The sequence below is a fragment of the Streptomyces sp. NPDC056222 genome (assembly GCF_042264065.1).
In the GTDB taxonomy this organism is placed as follows: domain Bacteria; phylum Actinomycetota; class Actinomycetes; order Streptomycetales; family Streptomycetaceae; genus Streptomyces.
In genome coordinates, this window is sequence record NZ_JBHJTL010000054.1 from 1 (window position 1) to 17,761 (window position 17,761).

Consider the following 17,761-nt stretch of genomic DNA (forward strand, 5'->3'; position numbering starts at 1 on the left):
AAGGGTGGGCGAAGCCCATCGCGCAGCGACGCGACCGCAGGGAGCGCCCTTGACGCACCGCCTCCGGTCGCCACACTCGGAACGAGGGCGGCCGAGCCAGAAGCCCACAAGAACCGCTCACACCAAGCCCCTCAGAAACCCGAAGCCCACAAGCCCCCTCGCGATCACGGTCGTCGTCCCGTGCGAATCCGAACGGGGCCGTGTGTTTCTTCCCGGACCGGGCGCCCGTCGTGGTGAGAAGAAGGAGCACCCATGAGTGGAGAGGCAAGCCGTCCCTACAGTCCTCTTGCCTCCACGTCTCCATGCCTCCACGCCTCCGCTTCCCAGCGCGGACCGGCACGCGACGCAAGTTCCTTCATCTCGACGAACCGACAAGCGCGTTGTCAAGATCCGTTTCCGCCGACGGCGCCCGGAGGGAGGAGCGGTTTGCGCTCCACCGGGGACGACAGGACGATAGAGGTCGTCGTCCGGCCGAGCGCCGAGGTCTGCTCCAGGATCTCTTCAAGATGGATGGTGTCGGTGACGGCGACCTTGAGGATCCAGCAGTCCTCGCCCACCACATGGTGGACCTCGCGGATCTCGGGCCGGGCGGTGAGCTCCAGGGTCCGCGGGTGCTTGAGCGTGTAACCGCCGTGCGGATTGACGCGGATGAAGGCCTGGATGCCGTAGCCGAGCCGGGACGGCGAGACGTGGGCTCCGTATCCGGTGATCGCCCCGCAGGCCTCCAGCCGGCGCACCCGCTCGGTGACGGCCGCGGGGCTCAGTCGGACGCGCCGGCCGAGCTCGCTGAGTTTGATGCGGCCGTCGGTCTGGACGAGGTCCAGGATCTGCCGGTCGATGGGGTCGAAGGCGCCTCCCGAGGTTTCGTCGGCGGCGGGGCGCAGATGCCGTGGTTCCTTCGGTGCGGCGGCCGGCACTCCCATGTTTCCCCCTTCAGACAGCGAGCGCACAACGTAACACTTGTCGCATGAACATTCTGATCATCGGCGGGAACCGCTATTTCGGAAAGCGACTGACGGCTCGTCTCCTGGAATCCGGACACGCCGTGACGATTCTCAACCGCGGTTCATCCCTCGTTCCGAACGCCACCCCCTACACCGCTCCGAATGACACTCCGGACAGAGTGGACCACCTGCTCGCCGACCGTAACGACGAAGCGGCTCTGGAAGCGGCGCTCGGCGACCGGACTTTCGATGTCGTCGTCGACCAGGTCTGCTACACCCCGCGCCAGGCCGCCATTGCCCGGCGGGTGTTCGGGCCGCGCACGGGGCGCTATGTGATGACGTCGACGGTGGAGGTGTACGAGTACGAGGACTCGGCCGCGCCCGTACGGGAGGAGGCGGTCGATCCGCGCACGGTCACTGTCGATCTCGACCTTCCCTGGGACGACGGGGAGTTCCTCGACGCGCACTACGGTGAGGGAAAGCGGCAGGCGGAGGCCGTGTTCGCGGCCGAGCCGCCGTTCCCGTACACGGCGGTGCGGGTCGCCCATGTGCTGGGCGGCGCGGACGACTTCACCGGGCGGGTCGAGCATTACGCGCGGCGCATCCGGGCGGGTGAGCCGATCTCCGTTCCCGCGGTGAACCACCCGGCCACGTATGTATACGTCGAGGAGATCGCGGAATTTCTGGCCTGGGCGGTGGAGGCCGAATTCACCGGACCGGTCAACGCCCATTCCCATGGCCCGCTCACCACCGCCGACATATGCGCCGAGATCGAGAGGCAGCTGGGCGGAGAGACCGTTCTCCATGAGGTGGAGGTCGGCGAGGTGTCACCGTTCTCCTTCGTCCGCTCGTACGGAATGGACAACTCGCGCGCGACGGCTCTCGGTTTCTCCTTCTCGAATTCCGCGCAGTGGCTGCCGCGGGCCCTCTCCGAGACACTGGGGGCGCGCTGATGCGGTACCGGATGCTCGGGGACGTACGGGTCGGCGCGATCGGTCTCGGTGCCATGCCGCTGTCGATCGAGGGCCGTCCCGACGAGGCCCGCGCGCTCGCCACCATCCACGCGGCGCTCGACGCGGGTGTGACGCTGCTCGACACGGCGGATTCGTACCACCCGCCGGGCGGCGAGCCGGGCGAGGGCGAGCTGCTGGTGGCGCGGGCCCTGGCCGCGTACGGGGGTCGCGGCCGGGGCGGGGCCGGTACTGACGACGTACTCGTCGCCACGAAGGGCGGGCGGGGGCGGACGGCCGACGGTGGCTGGACGGTCGACGGAAGGCCCGCCCACCTGCGGCGGGCGGCCGAGGCGTCCGCGCGCCGGCTCGGGGTCGAGGCGATCGGGCTGTACCAGCTGCACAAGCCGGACCCGGCCGTGCCGTACGCCGAATCGCTCGGCGCGATACGGGAGTTGGTGGACGCGGGCACGATCCGGCTGGCCGGGATCTCCAATGTGGACGTGGCGCAGATCCGGCTCGCGCGGGAGATCCTGGGCGACCGGCTGGTGTCCGTACAGAACCGGTACTCCCCCGCGGTGCGGACCGACGAGGCGGAGCTGCGGCTCTGCGCGGAGCTCGGTCTGGCCTTCATGCCGTGGAGTCCGCTGGGCGGGATCTCGCGGAGCTCGCTGGACGGGGCGTCGGCACTGGAGGCGGACCCCGAGTTCGGGGGGTTCCACCGGGTGGCGCGGGCGCGCGGGGTGAGTCCGCAGCGGGTGGCGCTCGCCTGGCTGCTCGCACGGTCGGAGACGGTGCTCCCGATCCCGGGGGCGAGCCGTCCGGAGACCGTACGGGACTCGGCGGCTGCCGCCGAACTCGTGCTCAGTACAGGCGAGTTGGCCGAGCTGGATGTTCAGTAACCGAAGACACCGGACCCATTGACGGGGCCGGTGTCTCCAACTACAAAAGCCTCCTGAGAGCGCTCTCAGGCGCTCATCCCCCACCGGAGGTGTTCTCCTTGAGCCGCGTCCGACGCACCCCTCTGCTCGCCTCACTCCTCGCCGCCGCCCTCGCCACGGGCGCCCTGCTCGGCCTGGGCGGCACCGGCACCGCCAGCGGCGCCGTACCGCCGCCCGCGCCCGGCTGGTCGCTCCAGTGGAGCGACGACTTCAACGGCCCCGACCGTGCCCTGCCGAACTCCGCCGACTGGCAGATCGACACCGGTCACGGCTACCCGGGCGGGCCGGCCAACTGGGGCACCGGAGAGATCCAGAACTACACCTCGAGCCCCGACAACCTGCGCCTCGACGGCACCGGCAACCTGCGGATCACCCCGCTGAAGGACGGCGCGGGCAACTGGACCTCGGCCCGCATCGAGACCAAGCGCGCCGACTTCAAGGCCCCCGCGGGCGGAACCCTGCGCATCGAGGGCCGGGTCCAGATGCCGAACGTGACCGGTGACGCGGCCCTCGGCTACTGGCCCGCCTTCTGGGCGCTCGGCGCGCCCTACCGGGGCAACTACTGGAACTGGCCGGCCATCGGCGAGTTCGACATCATGGAGAACGTCAACGGCCTCAACTCGGTCTGGGGCGTGCTGCACTGCGGGGTGAACCCGGGCGGCCCCTGCGGGGAGACCACCGGCATCGGCGCCAGCCACACCTGCCCCGGCGCGAGCTGCCAGTCGGCCTTCCACACGTACCGCTTCGAGTGGGACCGCTCGACCTCCCCCAACGAGCTGCGCTGGTACGTGGACGACCAGCTCTTCCACAGCGTGAACGAGACCCGGGTCGGCGCTCAGGCGTGGGCCGACATGACCAGCCACGCGGGCTACTTCATCCTGCTCAACGTGGCGATGGGCGGGGCCTTCCCGGACGCGCTGGCCGGGAAGACGCCGACGGCGGCGACGGTGTCCGGGCGGCCGATGCTCGTCGACTACGTGGCGGTGTGGACGAAGGGCGGCGGCACGACCCCGCCGACCACTCCACCGACCACTCCGCCGACGACTCCCCCGCCCTCGGGCTCCTCGCAGCTGTATCTGCGGACCGGCTCGGCCGCGGGCGACGCCGAGTCGGCCGCCTCCGCCGTCACCCTGGCTTCGGCGGGCGGCGCCAACCATGACGGCAGCCCGGCCAACGCGCAGGTCTTCACGTCGGGCCCGATCACGCGGACGTACAACGGCGGCTCGACGCAGTTCGACCTGTCCGTGGACGCCGGTTCCGTCGTCGCCAACGGACAGCAGGTACGGGTGAGTTACGACCGTACGGGCGACGGGAGCTGGGAGCGCGTGGAGACGTACCAGTACTTCGCGACCGATCCCGTACCGGGCTACGAGCACTACACGCAGGCGAGGGGACTGCGGTCGGCCACGGGCAGCCACGGGGACCTGGCGAACGGGCGGGTCCGGATCGAGGTGTGGAACGCGATCGGGAACGGGCCGAGCACGGTCGGCGTCGGGAACCAGTCGGTGGTCAGGATTCCGTTCTCGTGACCCCTACGGCCTGAGACGCGAACGGGCGGGACCACCCCGCCCGTGACGCACGAAGCAGCACGACCCCGGCCGCGCGTGCGGCCGGGGTCGTCCCTTTCCCCGAGGCCCGGATCCGGCTCAAGGCCCGGGACTCGGGAAGCTTCAGACGCCCGCGCGGGCCTTCTCCACTCCCTCCCCGGGGCCGTCGGCCCGCTGGTCGGGCATGGAGGTAGCCGGGGCGTGGTCGTCGACCAGGGTCTTCTCGTCGAACGGGACCCGGCCGGCCAGGACCTCGGAGACCCGGGCCTTGTCGATCTCCTTGGTCCAGGTGCCGACGAGGACGGTCGCGACCGCGTTGCCGGCGAAGTTCGTCAGCGCGCGGGCCTCGCTCATGAAGCGGTCGATGCCGACGATCAGACCGACGCCGTCGACCAGCTCGGGCCGGTGCGACTGGAGGCCGCCGGCGAGGGTCGCGAGACCGGCGCCGGTGACGCCCGCCGCACCCTTCGAGGCGATGATCATGAAGACCAGCAGGCTGATCTGCTCGGCGAGCGAGAGCGGGTTGCCCATCGCCTCGGCGACGAAGAGCGAGGCCATGGTCAGGTAGATCGCCGTGCCGTCCAGGTTGAAGGAGTAGCCGGTCGGCACGGTGATGCCGACGACGGGCTTGCTGACACCCAGGTGCTCCATCTTGGCGATGAGCCGCGGCAGCGCCGACTCGGAGGACGAGGTGGAGAGGATCAGCAGGAACTCGCGGCCGAGGTACTTCAGCAGCGCGAGGATGTTGACCCCGGCGACCACCCGCAGCAGCGCGCCGAGCACCACGAAGACGAAGAGCGCGCAGGTCACGTAGAAGCCGATCATGATGACCGCGAGCGACTTCAGCGCGTCGATGCCGGTCGCGCCGACGACCGCCGCGATGGCGCCGAAGGCGCCGATCGGGGCCGCCCACATGATCATGGCGAGGATGCGGAAGACCAGCCGCTGGATGTGCCCGATGCCGCGCAGGACCGGCTCACCGGTCTTGCCCATCGCCTGGAGCGCGAAGCCCGCGAGGAGGGCGACGAGGAGGGTCTGGAGGACCTCGCCCTCGGTGAAGGCGGAGACCAGGGTCTTGGGGATGATCCCGAGGAGGAAGTCCACGGTGGACTCGCTCGCCCCGTCGGCCTGCTTGGCGCCGGCCTCGGCGACCTCCTTGGTGAGGTGGAGGCTGGAGCCGGGGTCCAGGATGTTGCCCACGAGAAGGCCGATGGCGAGGGCCACGGTGGACATCACGAGGAAGTACCCGAGCGCGAGCCCGCCGACGGCACCGACCTTCGCGGCCTTCCGGACCGAGCCGACGCCGAGGACGATCGTGCAGAAGATGATCGGCGAGATCATCATCTTGATCAGGTTGACGAAGCCGGTGCCCAGAGGCTTGAGCTCAACGGCGACGCCCGGCGCCACGAACCCGACCGTGATGCCGAGTACGACGGCGGCGATGACTGCGAGATACAGGTAGTGGGTACGGTCCCGTTGTGCGGCCACGGGGTCCTCCTCGTGCTGATGGGTGTCCACGTCCCGGTGGATCCCAGCGAATATCCATCAGCCTGTGACCCGGGTCACCCTTACGTTCGTTTCGTTCACGACCGAACCAAGAGCGTTCCTGACCGAACCGTCCGGCGGAGAACGATTCGGGAACGGGATTCCCCGCCGCAAATCCGGCCAGGCACACTTACCGGCATGCGCATACCGTTCCCCCGACCCCGCAGCCTCGCCGGCCAGCTCTTCGCGATGCAGGTCGTGCTCGTGGCCGCGATCGTGGCCGGGTGCGCCGTCTTCGCGTACATCACGGACCGCGCCCAGGCCGAGGAGACCGCGACCCGCCAGGTCACCGCGCTCGCGACGGCCGTCGCGGAGTCCCCCTCGGTGGTGGAGGCGGCCCGCTCCACGGACCCGAGCGCGCGGCTCCAGCCGTACGCGGAGTCGCTGCGGCGACACTCCGGGGTCGCCTTCGTGGTGATCATGGCCCCGGACGGCACGCGCTGGACGCATCCGGAGCCGGACCAGATCGGCCGCACGTACCTCGGCCACATCGAGCCGGCCCTCGAGGGAACGACCTTCTCCGAGACGCACATGGGCACGCTCGGCCGCTCGGTCCGCGCGGTCGCACCGGTCCTCGACGACGGCCGGGTCGTCGGCCTGGTCAGCTCGGGCATCACGATCGAGAAGATCAGCGAGCAGGTACGGGAGCAGGTGACGGCCCTGCTCGGAATGGCGGGGGCGGCGCTGGCGCTCGGCGGTATCGGCACGTACGTCATCAACGCCCGGCTGCGGCGGCACACGCACGGCATGAACGCGGCCGAACTGAGCCGGATGCACGACTACCACGAGGCCGCGCTGCACGCGGTGTCCGAGGGGCTCGTGATGCTGGACGGGCAGCGACGGATCGCGCTCATCAACGACGGGGCGCGGGAGCTGCTCGGTCTCGACGCCGATGTGGTGGGCAGGTCGGCGGCGGATCTGGGGCTGCCGGTATCGCTCACGAGTGCGTTGCTCGCCTCGGAGCCGCGGGTGGACGAGCTGCATCTGACGGCCGAGCGGGTGCTCGTGGTCAACACCCGCCCGGTGGTGGGCGGGGAGCGCCGGGGTACGGTCGTCACGCTTCGGGACCGTACGGAACTCCAAGCACTGTCGGGCGAGTTGACCTCCGAGCGAGGGTTCACGCAGGCGCTCCGCTCGCAGGCCCACGAGGCGGCGAACCGCCTGCACACGGTCGTCTCGCTGATCGAACTGGGACGGGTGGACGAGGCCGTCGGCTTCGCGACGGCCGAACTGGAGCTGGCGCAGGCGCTCACCGACCGGGTGGTCGACGCGGTCGGCGAGCCGGTCCTGGCCGCGCTGCTGCTCGGCAAGGCGGCGCAGGCCAACGAGTCGGGGGTGGAGCTGGTCCTGACCGAGGACAGCCGCATCGACGACGGGCTGCTGCCACCGGCTGTTCCGTCCCGGGACCTGGTCACGATCCTCGGCAACCTGATCGACAACGCGGTCGAGGCGGCGAGCGGTACGCCGCAGGGGCGGGTCACGGTCACGGCCCGCACCCACGACGGGGAGCTCCTGCTCCGGGTCTCCGACACCGGCCCGGGGATCGAGGCGGGCACCCCGGACGCGGTCTTCGACCGCGGTTGGTCCACCCGCGGCCCCGGCCGAGGCCTCGGCCTCGCCCTGGTCCGCCAGGCGACGACGCGGGCCGCGGGCACGGTGGTCCTGACCCGGGCCCCGGAGGGCGGCGCGGAATTCACCGTACGACTGCCACTGACGGACGAGGCGGGGGCGCCCCCGGGGCCGGTGCAGGTGCCGGTGCCGGTGCAGGCAGGACAGGCGACCTCGAAGCCGGCACAGGCAGGACAGGCGACCCCCGAGCCGACGGAGCCGACCCCGAAGCCCGCACAGACGGGGGCGACTCCGACCCCCGTACCCCCAGGCCTCGCACCAGACGCGAGCCCCGCCGACCGGCCCGGCACGCCCGGACCCCCGCCGGCGGCGGAGGCCGCGCCCGGATCCCCCAGTGCGGAGGTGCCCGCATGAGTCAGGACATCCGCGTGCTGGTCGTCGAGGACGACCCCGTCGCCGCCGACGCGCACGCGCTCTACGCCGGGCGGGTGCCCGGGTTCGTCGTCGTCGGCGTCGCGCACTCGCGGGCCGCCGCCGTCCGCGTCCTCGACCGCCTGCCGGTCGATCTGATCCTGCTCGACCTGTACCTGCCCGACGGCCACGGGCTGCAGCTGCTGCGCTCGCTGCGCGCCGGCGGGCACTCCGCCGACGTCATCGCCGTCACCTCCGCCCGCGATCTCGCGATCGTGCGCGAAGGGGTGTCGCTCGGCGTCGTCCAGTACGTCCTGAAGCCGTTCACCTTCGCGACCCTGCGGGACCGGCTCACCCGGTACGCCGAGTTCCGCGCCACCGCCGGGGAGGCGTCCGGGCAGGACGAGGTGGACCGTGCCCTGGCGACCCTGCGCACCCCGCAGCCCGCCTCGCTGCCCAAGGGGCTGAGCGCCCCCACCCTGGAGGCCGTCACCCGTACCCTCCGGGACACGCCGGACGGGCTGACCGCCGCCGAGGCCGGGGCGGCCGTGGGGATCTCCCGGATCACCGCGCGCCGCTATCTGGAGCATCTGGTCACGGACGGGCGGGCCGCGCGGGCCCCGCAGTACGGGCAGATCGGCCGTCCGGAGCTCCAGTACCGGTGGATCACGACGATCGGCCGCTGAGTCGGGTCTCCTCGATGGCCCTCACCTCAGTCCGGGCACGTTCCCCGCGGCAGCCACGTGGGAAGACCCTGGCGTTCGTCCTCGGAGATGTCACGGCCGAGGACCTCGCACAGCCGGTCCTTCCAGAGCTCGGGGTCCAGGCGGAGGACGTCGACCTGGGTGTCCTCGGTGAGCCGTAGCAGGGTCCTGCCGTCCCGCGAGGCCGCGAGGAACTCCTGGTTCTCCTCGAAGTCGTAGGACTCTCCGCCGCCGGGCTCGGCCGCGTCCTGGACGCGTACGGAGTCCTCGTTGGCCAGGAAGAACCGCGAGCCACCCGGCAGGAACCCCATTCGGTAGTTCCCGTACGGCTGGAGCGGCCCGAGGGGGCCGAGCACCCGCTCCATGGGCCGCCCGGGCCGTACCGACCACAGCTCCACCATGTCGCGCGTGTTCTTCACGACCGCGTAGCGGCCGCTGGCGTCGAGCACGGCGTGAACGATCTCCGGAGGGAATCGGAGCTGAAGTTCCTTGTCCTCCTGGCCTGTTCGCAGGTCCACGGCATGGATGACCGAAGACCCCTCGATCATGATCTGCGCGTGGTCGGGCTTCGGATAGCGGTCCACCGTGAACCGCGGCGGGCGCTTGTCGGTGAGTCCCAGCGTCCCGACGTCGATCGGCTCGGACTGCCGCCTGCCGGTTCGGGCGTCCCAGTGCTCGAGGCGGGTTCCGCTGACGGTCAGCAGCCGTCCGTCGTCGAGGAAGGTGAGTTCCACGTCGTCCGTCGCCTTCCCGGCCGTGTCGACCGGGGGCCGGGCGGTGGTGATGTCCGTGACCTGGCGCAGGGACGGGATCTCCCACACCCGGATGGTGTTCGGGCCCACGAGGTCGGCCGCGAGCGTCTGGGAGGGATTGACCTTGACCTCCGGGGGACCCTGGCGGAAGTCCGCCGATGTGTCCCGCGCCGGCCGCTTCACCTGCTGGAGCGGGGTCGTCTCGCCACGGTCTCCCATCCGGACGACGGCCAGGGAGTCACCGTCGGCGCCCGCCCGTACGAGCGCCGTGCGTCCGTCGCCGAGCAGCACCGGAGGGCTGTCGGCCTCGAAGGTGTCCATACTCAGCGGACGTCCGGTCACGGCGGTCTCGTCCCATGTGACCAGGACCGGATCCTCGGTTTCGCCGACGAGGGACAGGTCTTCCAGGTTGACATCGCTCGGCCCGGCCGCCTCCTTCGCCCCCTTGCCCGGCCGTGTGTCGACGAGCGCCCACTTGGCTCCGGACACCCCCACCGCGAAGCGCTCTCCTGTCCGGTCCATGGCGATGCCTCGACCACAGTGCTGGTGAACGGGGTCCGACTCGTACGTGGTGAGCAGGCGTCCGTCCCTCACTCGTACGGCACGGTAGACGGCGCCGTCCTCGCCCTGTCCCGGCCGGCAGGAGGTCAGCACCGCTCCGTCGCCCGACAGTGCGAGGCGCGGCCGCTCCGGCATGCCGGCACCGCTTGCCAGCGGCCGTGTCTTCCCGGTGCCCGTGTCGACGGCCATCACCGAGCCGTCCGTGCCCGTCTCGGTGTCGTGGGGCCGCTGGATCACGAGCGTGCGCTCGTCCGGGCCGAACCAGACCTTGTCCAGCACGGGGACGCGCGCAGGGAGCCCTCGCCCCTTCTCCGTCACCAGATCCCAGATCCGGGCTCGCCCGTTCACCGCCAGGACCACCTCGCCGGCGTCCGGGGAGAAGTCCGCGAGGCCGACGCTCTGGTAGATCCCCACCGGCCCGACATCGCCGAAGTCGCTGTGCCGGATCGTGTGGGCAGGACCCAGCACGTTCTCGGCGTCGCGGTTCACATCGTGCCAGACGAGGGTGCCGCCGTCCTGCGCCGACAGGTACGCGATCCTCCGGCCGTCCCTGCTGACCAGTGAGTGGCGGACCTGCTGGGCCAGGCGCAGGGGTTCGCGGTGGATCCCGCCCCCGGCCCGGCGGACGAACAGCACCGCTCCGCCCTTCCCACTCGCCGCCCCACCGATCTCGGTCGTCGCGAGGGTCACGGCGCCGTCCGTGCTGGTCGCCACGTCCTGAATCGGGGACTCGGTGCCGGTCAGGACCCAGGAGGCGGCGTGGAACTGGTCGTACCGGCGCAGCAGCGCGTTACCGGCCTCCTGGGTGGGCTCGATGTCGTGTGCCGCGATGGCGACCAGGGCCGCGAGCCCCGGATCGCGCGTCGTCAGGTCGTCCGAGAGGGAGGCCAGCGCACGCGAGCGCCCTTCCGCCTGGCGTTCGGCACTCACCCGCGACTGCTGGACAAGGAAGGTGCCCAGCGCGGCGATCAGCGCGAGCACGAGCGCGGCCGCGATCCACGCGGCCCGTGAGCGGTTCCGGCGGGTGCGTTGACGCCGCTGCGCCAGGTCGAGGAACGCCATTTCCTCCGGGGCGAGTTCCGCCTCCCGGCCGTGCAGACGGCCGCGCAGGGAATGGAGCTGCGGCGCACCGGGCAGCAGGTCGGCGGGCTCGTCTGCCTTCCGCCAGCGGTCGAGGTCGTGGGCGAGTTCCGCCCGGCCGGCCAGGAACTCCGCGTCGGCCGTCACCTGGCGTGCGAGCGTCGGCCAGGCGCTGATCAGTGCCTCGTGGGCGAGTTCGGCGCTCTGCGGTTCCCCCTCGTCCCCGTGGAGAACGAGCAGCCGTCGTGCGGCGAGCGAGGTCGCGATCCGCCACCGTGCCTCCCCGGCCTCTTCCCGGGTGAGCATGCGCCGCAGGGGGGCCTCGCTGCCCGGCAGGACCCGGACCAGGCCGGTCAGCAGCCGCCGCGCCTCGCCCTCGTCGTCGCCTCTCTCGACGCACTCGCTCCAGGCCTGCTCGGCGTGGCGGCGCAGCGCGCCGGACACGCCCCCGCTCGCTTCGTACGTCGAGGTCCGCAGCCGTCCCCCGGCCTGCTGGTCCCACAGCTGGGCGAGGACGAATCCCAGCAGGGGCAGGATTCCCGGTTCGCCGCCCGCGTCGTCGAGGACGCGTCGCTCCAGGCCCGGGTCGTACTCCACGGCCGGCACGCGCCTGACCGGCTCACTGATCACTTCCGCGAGCTGGGACCGGGACATGGGTGTGAGGGGGACCGTGACGCCCCGCTTCAGCGCGGGGCCGAGGCACGCGTGGTTCAGGGCCGCGTCCATGAAGTCGGCGCGCAGGGTGACCAGGACCCGTACGCCGTCCTGCTGCCGCTCGGGGAAGAGCAGCCGGGCGACCTCCTCGGCCTCGGCCTCGGAGCGGTCCAGGAGCGCCTCGGCCTGGTCCAGTACGACGAGGAGTCGGCCGGTCGACGGGCCCAGGGCACGCTGGACGGTGTCCGCGAGGCCCAACTCGTCGAGCCATCGCTCCACTTGGTCGGCGCTCCGCGCGCGCGGCGGTCCGGGCTGCCCCTCGGACCGTGCGGTCTCGAACAGTTCGGTGGCGAGCGCGGCGCGGAGGGAGTGGAAACGTACGGCGTTCAGCCGGACGATCCGGTGTCCGTCCTGCCTCATCCTCGGTACGACACCGGCCAGGGCGAGCGAGGACTTGCCGCAGCCCGACGGTCCGTACAGCGTGACCGTGGGCTGATCGCCCCGCAGGGCGGTGACCACGCGCTCGATGTCGTCGTCGCGTCCGAAGAAGACGTCCGCGTCACCCTCCTGGAAGGGGGCGAGACCCCGGAAGGGCGTGGCCGGGGTCACGAACGGGGCGAGTTCGGGTACTTCCCTCAGCAGGGTTCTCACGCGCAGGACGAACGCCTGCTGGGCCTCGCGCACCGGCTGTGCGGCCACCATCATCCCGACGGCGGCTCCCAGTGTGTCGTCCCAGACGGGGCTGCCGCTGAAGCCTCCCTTGACGTGCACGGCCTCGCCGTCGGTCCGCGAGAGCTGGATCCAGCCCTGCCGGGTGGGACCGCGGAATCGGCCGCTCTGCCAGATGCCGTCGGGGTGTTCGTCGGTGAAGCCGACGGTGCGCGTCTCGTGGTCCCACACGCCCTGCCGCGGGTCGGCCATGGGGAGCGGACGGGCTCCGGGGATCCGCTTCCGAAGCCGGAGAACGGCTATGTCCCCGGTCTGATCGGGCCTGATCGGCACCCAGCGCTGGACATGGGCGATCTCGTCACGACCGTCGGCGCCGTGCGCGAACTCGCCTCCGTCGCCGTCGGTGTGCTCGGAGCGGGCGCCGCCGTACGGGTGCTCGCCTCCGTCGCCGTCGGTGTGCTCGGAGCGGGCGCCGCCGTACGGGTGCTCGCCTCCGTCGCCGTGGGGGTGCTCGGCGTCGCCGCCGTACGGGTGCTCGGCGAGTGGCAGGTCGACCGTGACCTCGGTGCCGGTGTCCACCGCGTCCGCGCGGGGCCGGCCCAGCGCGTCCGAGACCACATGGGCGCAGGTGAGGACGAGGTCGGGCGCGACGAGGAAGCCCGCGCCACCGATCGCGCCGTCGGCTCCCTTGATCCGTACGACGGCCGAGACCAGCGTCGACTCCGCCTGCTCGGCGCCCTGCTCCCCGACCCCCGTCACCACACCCTCCGAGCCCGGCTCAGCCCTGGCGGGAATTGTCTCCCTCTGCGTCCCTCGCGTCACGCCTGTTCCAGGTCAAGCTCACGGAGAAATTGGCCGCTGTCGCCGTGCTGGCGATCACCACGTCCGCCTCGGCCGACAGGGAGACCCCGAACTCCAGGGTGATCTCGTCCGGCGCCTGCGCCATCCCCTGGAACCGCCCCACGAAGCTCTCCGCCACGGGGCGTACGGTGTCCAGCATCTGGCCGAGCGACCTCTCGGCCCGCGCTATGGTGCGTCCACCTCGGCCCACGCGGACGAGCGAGTCGTCCACCTCCCGGATCTGGACCCGCACGAACTCGTCACTGCCGTCACCCAGAGGCACTTCCACCGTATGGACGGGGCGGTCGCTCATGTCTCCTCCATCATTTGGGAGTTGGAGATCATAGCGGGATGCGTTCCGGCGCTCCGCCGAGCGTGACCGGTCATCGGACATCCCCCACCGGTCACCGAACGCGACGGAGATCAATACGGATTGTTACCGACCGGTTCCGACGTTTCTACGACTTCTGGCCTTGGGTGAACGCACCGTAGCCATTTGTCACGTTCCGCATCTACCGTGTCAGGGTGCAACCCTCCCCTCCCTCACCTCCCTTCAACGCCCTCGCCGCGCGCCGATTGCGCGAAGGCCTCGGCATGGCGCCGGGCCATGTCGCCTACGGTCTTCGCGCGCAGTACGGCCTCGCGGTCACCCCCGACACCGTCATCGCCTGGGAACGCGGCCGGCTCGCCCCGACCGCCCAGGAGCTCACGGCTCTCGCGGGCGTCCTCTGGTGTGCCCCCGGCGAGCTGATCGCGGCAGCCACCACCCTGCGCGAGCACCGGATGGCCCGGGGCTTCGCCCCGGACGACCTGGCGCGCCGGGTGGGCCTCGACGCCCCCGGCTATCTGCGGATGGAGGAGTCGGGCCGCTGGCGGGGCAACGAACGCCAGACCGCCGCCCTCGCCCAGACCCTCGGTCTCGGGCCGCGCGACCTGCTCACCGTGACGGGCAGGAACGACGACCTGGCCCAGCTGCTGCGGGACGCGGCCACGACTCGCTGGCAGGCGTACGTGCGCCCGGTCGTGAAGCTGCTGCCGATACAGAAGCGGACTCTGGAGTTCGCGCTCCAGCGACTGCACACCGACTACCACGCGAAGATGGCGGCGACGAGCAGCTGGGGCGCCTCGGGCGACAGCGGGGACTCGGGCCGCGCGTACCTCGACGGAATCGTCGACCGCTTCTGGGAGTTGGTCGAGTCGTAGGGTGTCGTCGTGAGACGACACATATCGTTCGAGAACCTCCACAACTTCCGTGACCTGGGCGGCTATCGGACCGCCGACGGCGGGACCGTCCGCTGGGACGTCCTCTACCGCTCCGACTCCCTCGCCAAGCTGCGCGACTCCGATCTGGACCGCTTCCAGGAGCTCGGCGTGGCCGCGGTGATCGACCTGCGCTACCCGTGGGAGATCGCCGCCAAGGGCCGTATGCCGGAAACGGACGGCATCACCTGGCACAACCTGAGCATCGAGCACCGCCCCTACGACCAGGCGGAGATCGATCCGGACCTCGACCCGTGGCGCTACCTCGCAGACCGGTTCGCCGAGGTCGCGGCCGACGGCGCGGTGGAGCTGCGCGAGGCCCTGGAGGTGATCGCGTCCGCGGAGGGGCCGCTCGTCTTCCACTGCGCCTCGGGGAAGGACCGTACGGGCCTGCTCGCCGCCGTGGTCCTCTCCCTCCTCGACGTCTCCGACGAGCAGATCCTCGCCGACTTCGCGCTGACCGAACTGGCCACCGAACGGCTGATCGCCGACTGGCGCGCCGCCCATCCGGGGCGGGAACTGCGCTGGCCGGGATACGGCAGGGCGCCCGCGGAGATCATGCGGCTCTTCCTCGCGGACCTGCGCGCGGAGTACGGATCGGTGTACGCGTACGTCACCGGGCACGTGGGCCTGGATCCGACCGTGGTGGAGACCCTCCGCAAGCGCCTGGTGCAGCCCGCGGGCGCCTAGGCCGTACGGAGTTCGGCTCGGCCCCCGATCCGCGGAAGCCTCCTTGGTCCACCGGGGGAAGCCCGCCTGGGTCCGGCGGTCGAAGCCCGCCTAGGTCCTCCGGTCGAAGCTGAAGAGCTGGCCCTGGGCGTCCGGGCGGCAGGGTGCCTGGGCGAGCTTCGCCCACTCCGCCGTGCGGTCGCCCGTCACGGTCACGCAGGTGTCGGCCGTCGCCGAGTCCACGGGGACGATGCGGTATCCCGAGACGGGGCTGCCGAAGGGCTCCAGGCGAAACCTTTCGACACGAGTCGGGTCGCCGCACTCCGAGTCCTCGAACGCGGCGTCGGCGATGCGGCCGCCGGTGGGGATGCCGGAGCAGCCGGGGCCGTAGTCCGGGTGGTCGGAGACGATCCGCCAGGCGCCGGCCCCGAGATCCATGAGGGAGTAGCGGGGGACGTCGGCGCCCGCGCACTTCCGCTGGTGGATCTGGCCGCTGCGGCCGCCCCGCCGCTCGTTCAGGCAGAGGTCCGAGCCGATCACCCGTATCTGTACGTCCCCGGCGGCGGGCGCGGTCGGGGTGCCCGTCACCGTCCCGCCGCCGTCGCCGTCCGTGACCAGCGCGACGACCACGCTGACCCCGGCGAGGACGAGTCCGGTGACGGCGACGACCGTGACAAGTGTTCGGGACACGCGTGACCGGGGGCCGGGCTGCGGGGGCTCGGGCGCGGTGGGCCACGGGGCGGTGGAGGTCTCGTCGTCCGTAGCGGGGACGTCGCTCCCGGAGGGCTCGTACACACCCCGTGCCGCCAGCTCCTTGCGGACCGTCTGCCAGCTCTCCAACGCTCCCGGGCCCACTCCGCAGGCGCGGACGAAGGTGGTCAGGAGCTCCTCGCGGGGGACGGTCGAGCGAGCCAGCATGTTGGCCACGGTCGAGCGGGGCAGGACGTCGCCGAGTGCGGAGGCGCGGGTCGAGAGCTCGCGGTAGGTCAGTCCGGACCAGTCCTTGAGCGCTTGGAGCTGTGCGATGAAGGAGGCGGCATCGGTGGCCTCTCGCGGGTCGGGCGCGCTGCGCCCACCGGCGTACCCCTCGGTCATACGCGCTCCCCCACCTCCCCCGGACGGGGTTGGGACATGTCCGGGACAGGCCCAAGCCTTGTTGATCGAGCCGTTCGACTCAAGAGTGGAAATCGGCAATTCCGGCCCGGGCCGGAATCGTCACGGGGGAACCACGGGGGAACGCGAAGGGCCCCGATCGTCCACGGGGGGCGATCGGGGCGCTTCCGACGTCGAAAGGGCGTCCCGGTGGGTGTCGGGACGGCGCCCGGACATCGGAACGGCGTCGGGATGGCGTGTACGCCGGACTTCGGGACAATCTCGGGACCGAGGTCCCCCGCCGGTCAGGTCAGAAGACCGACTCGGCCTCGGACATCCGGCTCTCCGGGACGGTCTTCAGCTGCGTCACAGCCTCGGCCAGCGGCACCATCTCGACGTTCGTGCCGCGCAGCGCCGTCATCTTCCCGAACTCGCCGCGGTGCGCGGCCTCCACCGCGTGCCAGCCGAAGCGGGTCGCGAGCACCCGGTCGTACGCGGTCGGCGTGCCGCCGCGCTGGACGTGACCGAGGATGACCGGCCGCGCCTCCTTGCCGAGGCGCCGCTCCAGCTCGACCGCGAGCCGGTTGCCGATGCCCTGGAAGCGCTCGTGGCCGTACTGGTCGATCGCGCCCTTCTTGTACTCCATGGAGCCCTCCGCCGGGTGGGCGCCCTCGGCGACGCAGATGACGGCGAACTTCTTGCCGCGTGCGAAGCGCTCCTCGACCATCTTGACGAGGTCGTCGACCTGGAAGGGGCGTTCGGGCAAGCAGATGCCGTGCGCGCCGCCGGCCATGCCGGACTCCAGCGCGATCCAGCCGGCGTGCCGGCCCATCACCTCGACGACCATCACGCGCTGGTGGGACTCGGCGGTGGTCTTGAGACGGTCTATGGCCTCCGTGGCGACGCCCACGGCGGTGTCGAAGCCGAAGGTGCGGTCGGTGGAGGAGATGTCGTTGTCGATCGTCTTCGGGACGCCCACCACGGGCATCCCGGCGTCGGCGAGCATTCGGGCCGCGGTCAGCGTGCCCTCGCCGCCGATCGGGATGAGCACGTCGATGCCGTGCAGCTTCGCCAACTCCTGGGCGGACTCGGCGGCTTCGGCCAGCCGGTTGCGCTCCAGGCGGGCGGAGCCGAGGATGGTGCCGCCGCGGGCGAGGATGCCGCTCACCGCGTTGAGGTCGAGAGGCCGGTAATGCCCGTCGAGGAGACCCTTGAACCCGTCCTCGAAGCCGATGACTTCGTCGCCGTGGCCGGTCAGGGCCCGGTGCACGACCGACCGGATCACTGCGTTCAGGCCGGGACAGTCGCCGCCTGCGGTGAGAACTCCGATGCGCATCGTGCTGTGTCTCCTGCTCGGTGAGTGGCATTTGTGAGCTCTGTCGATTCTCCCACGCCCGGCAGTACCCCCGCGCTCCCTGCTACTCCGCGGCCCGGCCCCCGGGGGCCTTTCGTCCCACCGTTCCAGGCCCTTCGCCCGGCGGGCGTCCTACCCACCCCCAGAGGTATTGTCAAGAGGGCATTGCCACCCTTGCGGGGTTTTTTGAACACACTCGGTTGACGAGACCGGGCGGAC

The 17,761-nt window shown here is 71.4% G+C and carries 14 protein-coding genes; 7 read left to right on the forward strand and 7 right to left on the reverse strand.

Annotation, left to right across the window (positions count from 1 at the left end; genetic code table 11):
• Positions 1-304: nitroreductase/quinone reductase family protein (locus tag ACFC0D_RS23795; protein ID WP_376439334.1), on the reverse strand; the 304-nt coding region annotated here is incomplete at its 3' end.
• 79 nt (positions 305-383) lie between these two features.
• On the reverse strand, positions 384-923 hold the full coding sequence (locus ACFC0D_RS23800) for an Lrp/AsnC family transcriptional regulator (protein ID WP_376439337.1): 540 nt from the start codon (positions 921-923) through the stop codon (positions 384-386).
• Positions 924-967: 44 nt separating this feature from the next.
• On the opposite strand from ACFC0D_RS23800, the gene ACFC0D_RS23805 reads away from it, so the two are divergent.
• From ACFC0D_RS23805 to ACFC0D_RS23815, 3 genes are all read left to right on the forward strand, one after another.
• The gene (locus ACFC0D_RS23805) at positions 968-1,897 is read left to right on the forward strand and encodes an NAD-dependent epimerase/dehydratase family protein (RefSeq protein ID WP_376439340.1); all 930 of its coding nucleotides are present in this window, start codon (positions 968-970) and stop codon (positions 1,895-1,897) included.
• A complete protein-coding gene (locus ACFC0D_RS23810; RefSeq protein WP_376439344.1) occupies positions 1,897-2,796 on the forward strand; it encodes an aldo/keto reductase in 900 nt (299 codons plus the stop codon). The genes ACFC0D_RS23805 and ACFC0D_RS23810 overlap by 1 nt, the downstream gene beginning before the upstream one ends.
• 89 nt (positions 2,797-2,885) lie before the next feature.
• Entirely contained in the window at positions 2,886-4,364 is a 1,479-nt protein-coding gene (locus ACFC0D_RS23815) for a glycoside hydrolase family 16 protein (RefSeq protein ID WP_376439347.1), read from the forward strand.
• Positions 4,365-4,505: 141 nt separating this feature from the next.
• On the opposite strand, the gene ACFC0D_RS23820 is transcribed toward ACFC0D_RS23815, so the two are convergent.
• The gene (locus tag ACFC0D_RS23820) at positions 4,506-5,870 is read right to left on the reverse strand and encodes a cation:dicarboxylate symporter family transporter (RefSeq protein ID WP_376439350.1); all 1,365 of its coding nucleotides are present in this window, start codon (positions 5,868-5,870) and stop codon (positions 4,506-4,508) included.
• 195 nt (positions 5,871-6,065) lie between these two features.
• On the opposite strand from ACFC0D_RS23820, the gene ACFC0D_RS23825 reads away from it, so the two are divergent.
• Complete coding sequence (locus tag ACFC0D_RS23825) at positions 6,066-7,910, forward strand: ATP-binding protein (RefSeq protein ID WP_376439353.1); 1,845 nt, start codon at positions 6,066-6,068, stop codon at positions 7,908-7,910.
• The gene (locus ACFC0D_RS23830) at positions 7,907-8,593 is read left to right on the forward strand and encodes a response regulator (protein WP_376439356.1); all 687 of its coding nucleotides are present in this window, start codon (positions 7,907-7,909) and stop codon (positions 8,591-8,593) included. Before ACFC0D_RS23825 ends, ACFC0D_RS23830 begins: the two co-directional genes overlap by 4 nt.
• 26 nt (positions 8,594-8,619) lie before the next feature.
• Here the strand turns inward: ACFC0D_RS23830 and ACFC0D_RS23835 are convergent, their stop codons facing one another.
• Together ACFC0D_RS23835 and ACFC0D_RS23840 are read right to left on the reverse strand one after the other, a co-directional pair.
• Entirely contained in the window at positions 8,620-13,086 is a 4,467-nt protein-coding gene (locus ACFC0D_RS23835; protein ID WP_376439359.1) for a trypsin-like peptidase domain-containing protein, read from the reverse strand.
• 19 nt (positions 13,087-13,105) lie between these two features.
• Positions 13,106-13,480 (reverse strand): CU044_2847 family protein, encoded by a 375-nt coding sequence (locus ACFC0D_RS23840; protein WP_376439362.1) that lies wholly within the window; start codon positions 13,478-13,480, stop codon positions 13,106-13,108.
• A gap of 281 nt (positions 13,481-13,761) precedes the next feature.
• Here ACFC0D_RS23840 and ACFC0D_RS23845 point away from each other — a divergent pair, with 281 nt between their 5' ends.
• Entirely contained in the window at positions 13,762-14,370 is a 609-nt protein-coding gene (locus ACFC0D_RS23845; RefSeq protein ID WP_376439456.1) for a helix-turn-helix domain-containing protein, read from the forward strand.
• A gap of 9 nt (positions 14,371-14,379) precedes the next feature.
• The gene (locus tag ACFC0D_RS23850; RefSeq protein ID WP_376439364.1) at positions 14,380-15,117 is read left to right on the forward strand and encodes a tyrosine-protein phosphatase; all 738 of its coding nucleotides are present in this window, start codon (positions 14,380-14,382) and stop codon (positions 15,115-15,117) included.
• Positions 15,118-15,207: 90 nt separating this feature from the next.
• Here the strand turns inward: ACFC0D_RS23850 and ACFC0D_RS23855 are convergent, their stop codons facing one another.
• The gene (locus tag ACFC0D_RS23855; protein ID WP_376439367.1) at positions 15,208-16,191 is read right to left on the reverse strand and encodes a helix-turn-helix domain-containing protein; all 984 of its coding nucleotides are present in this window, start codon (positions 16,189-16,191) and stop codon (positions 15,208-15,210) included.
• 307 nt (positions 16,192-16,498) lie between these two features.
• A complete protein-coding gene (locus ACFC0D_RS23860; protein WP_376439369.1) occupies positions 16,499-17,524 on the reverse strand; it encodes an ATP-dependent 6-phosphofructokinase in 1,026 nt (341 codons plus the stop codon).
• Positions 17,525-17,761: the final 237 nt, after the last annotated feature.

Excerpts from the sequence above, each read along its gene's own strand:
- ACFC0D_RS23860 (WP_376439369.1), bottom strand. The coding sequence starts at position 17,524 with ATGCGCATCGGAGTTCTCACCGCAGGCGGCGACTGTCCCGGCCTGAAC.
- ACFC0D_RS23830 (WP_376439356.1), top strand. The coding sequence starts at position 7,907 with ATGAGTCAGGACATCCGCGTGCTGGTCGTCGAGGACGACCCCGTCGCC.
- ACFC0D_RS23855 (WP_376439367.1), bottom strand. The coding sequence starts at position 16,191 with ATGACCGAGGGGTACGCCGGTGGGCGCAGCGCGCCCGACCCGCGAGAG.
- ACFC0D_RS23825 (WP_376439353.1), top strand. The coding sequence starts at position 6,066 with ATGCGCATACCGTTCCCCCGACCCCGCAGCCTCGCCGGCCAGCTCTTC.
- ACFC0D_RS23845 (WP_376439456.1), top strand. The coding sequence starts at position 13,762 with ATGGCGCCGGGCCATGTCGCCTACGGTCTTCGCGCGCAGTACGGCCTC.
- ACFC0D_RS23810 (WP_376439344.1), top strand. The coding sequence starts at position 1,897 with ATGCGGTACCGGATGCTCGGGGACGTACGGGTCGGCGCGATCGGTCTC.
- ACFC0D_RS23800 (WP_376439337.1), bottom strand. The coding sequence starts at position 923 with ATGGGAGTGCCGGCCGCCGCACCGAAGGAACCACGGCATCTGCGCCCC.
- ACFC0D_RS23805 (WP_376439340.1), top strand. The coding sequence starts at position 968 with ATGAACATTCTGATCATCGGCGGGAACCGCTATTTCGGAAAGCGACTG.
- ACFC0D_RS23840 (WP_376439362.1), bottom strand. The coding sequence starts at position 13,480 with ATGAGCGACCGCCCCGTCCATACGGTGGAAGTGCCTCTGGGTGACGGC.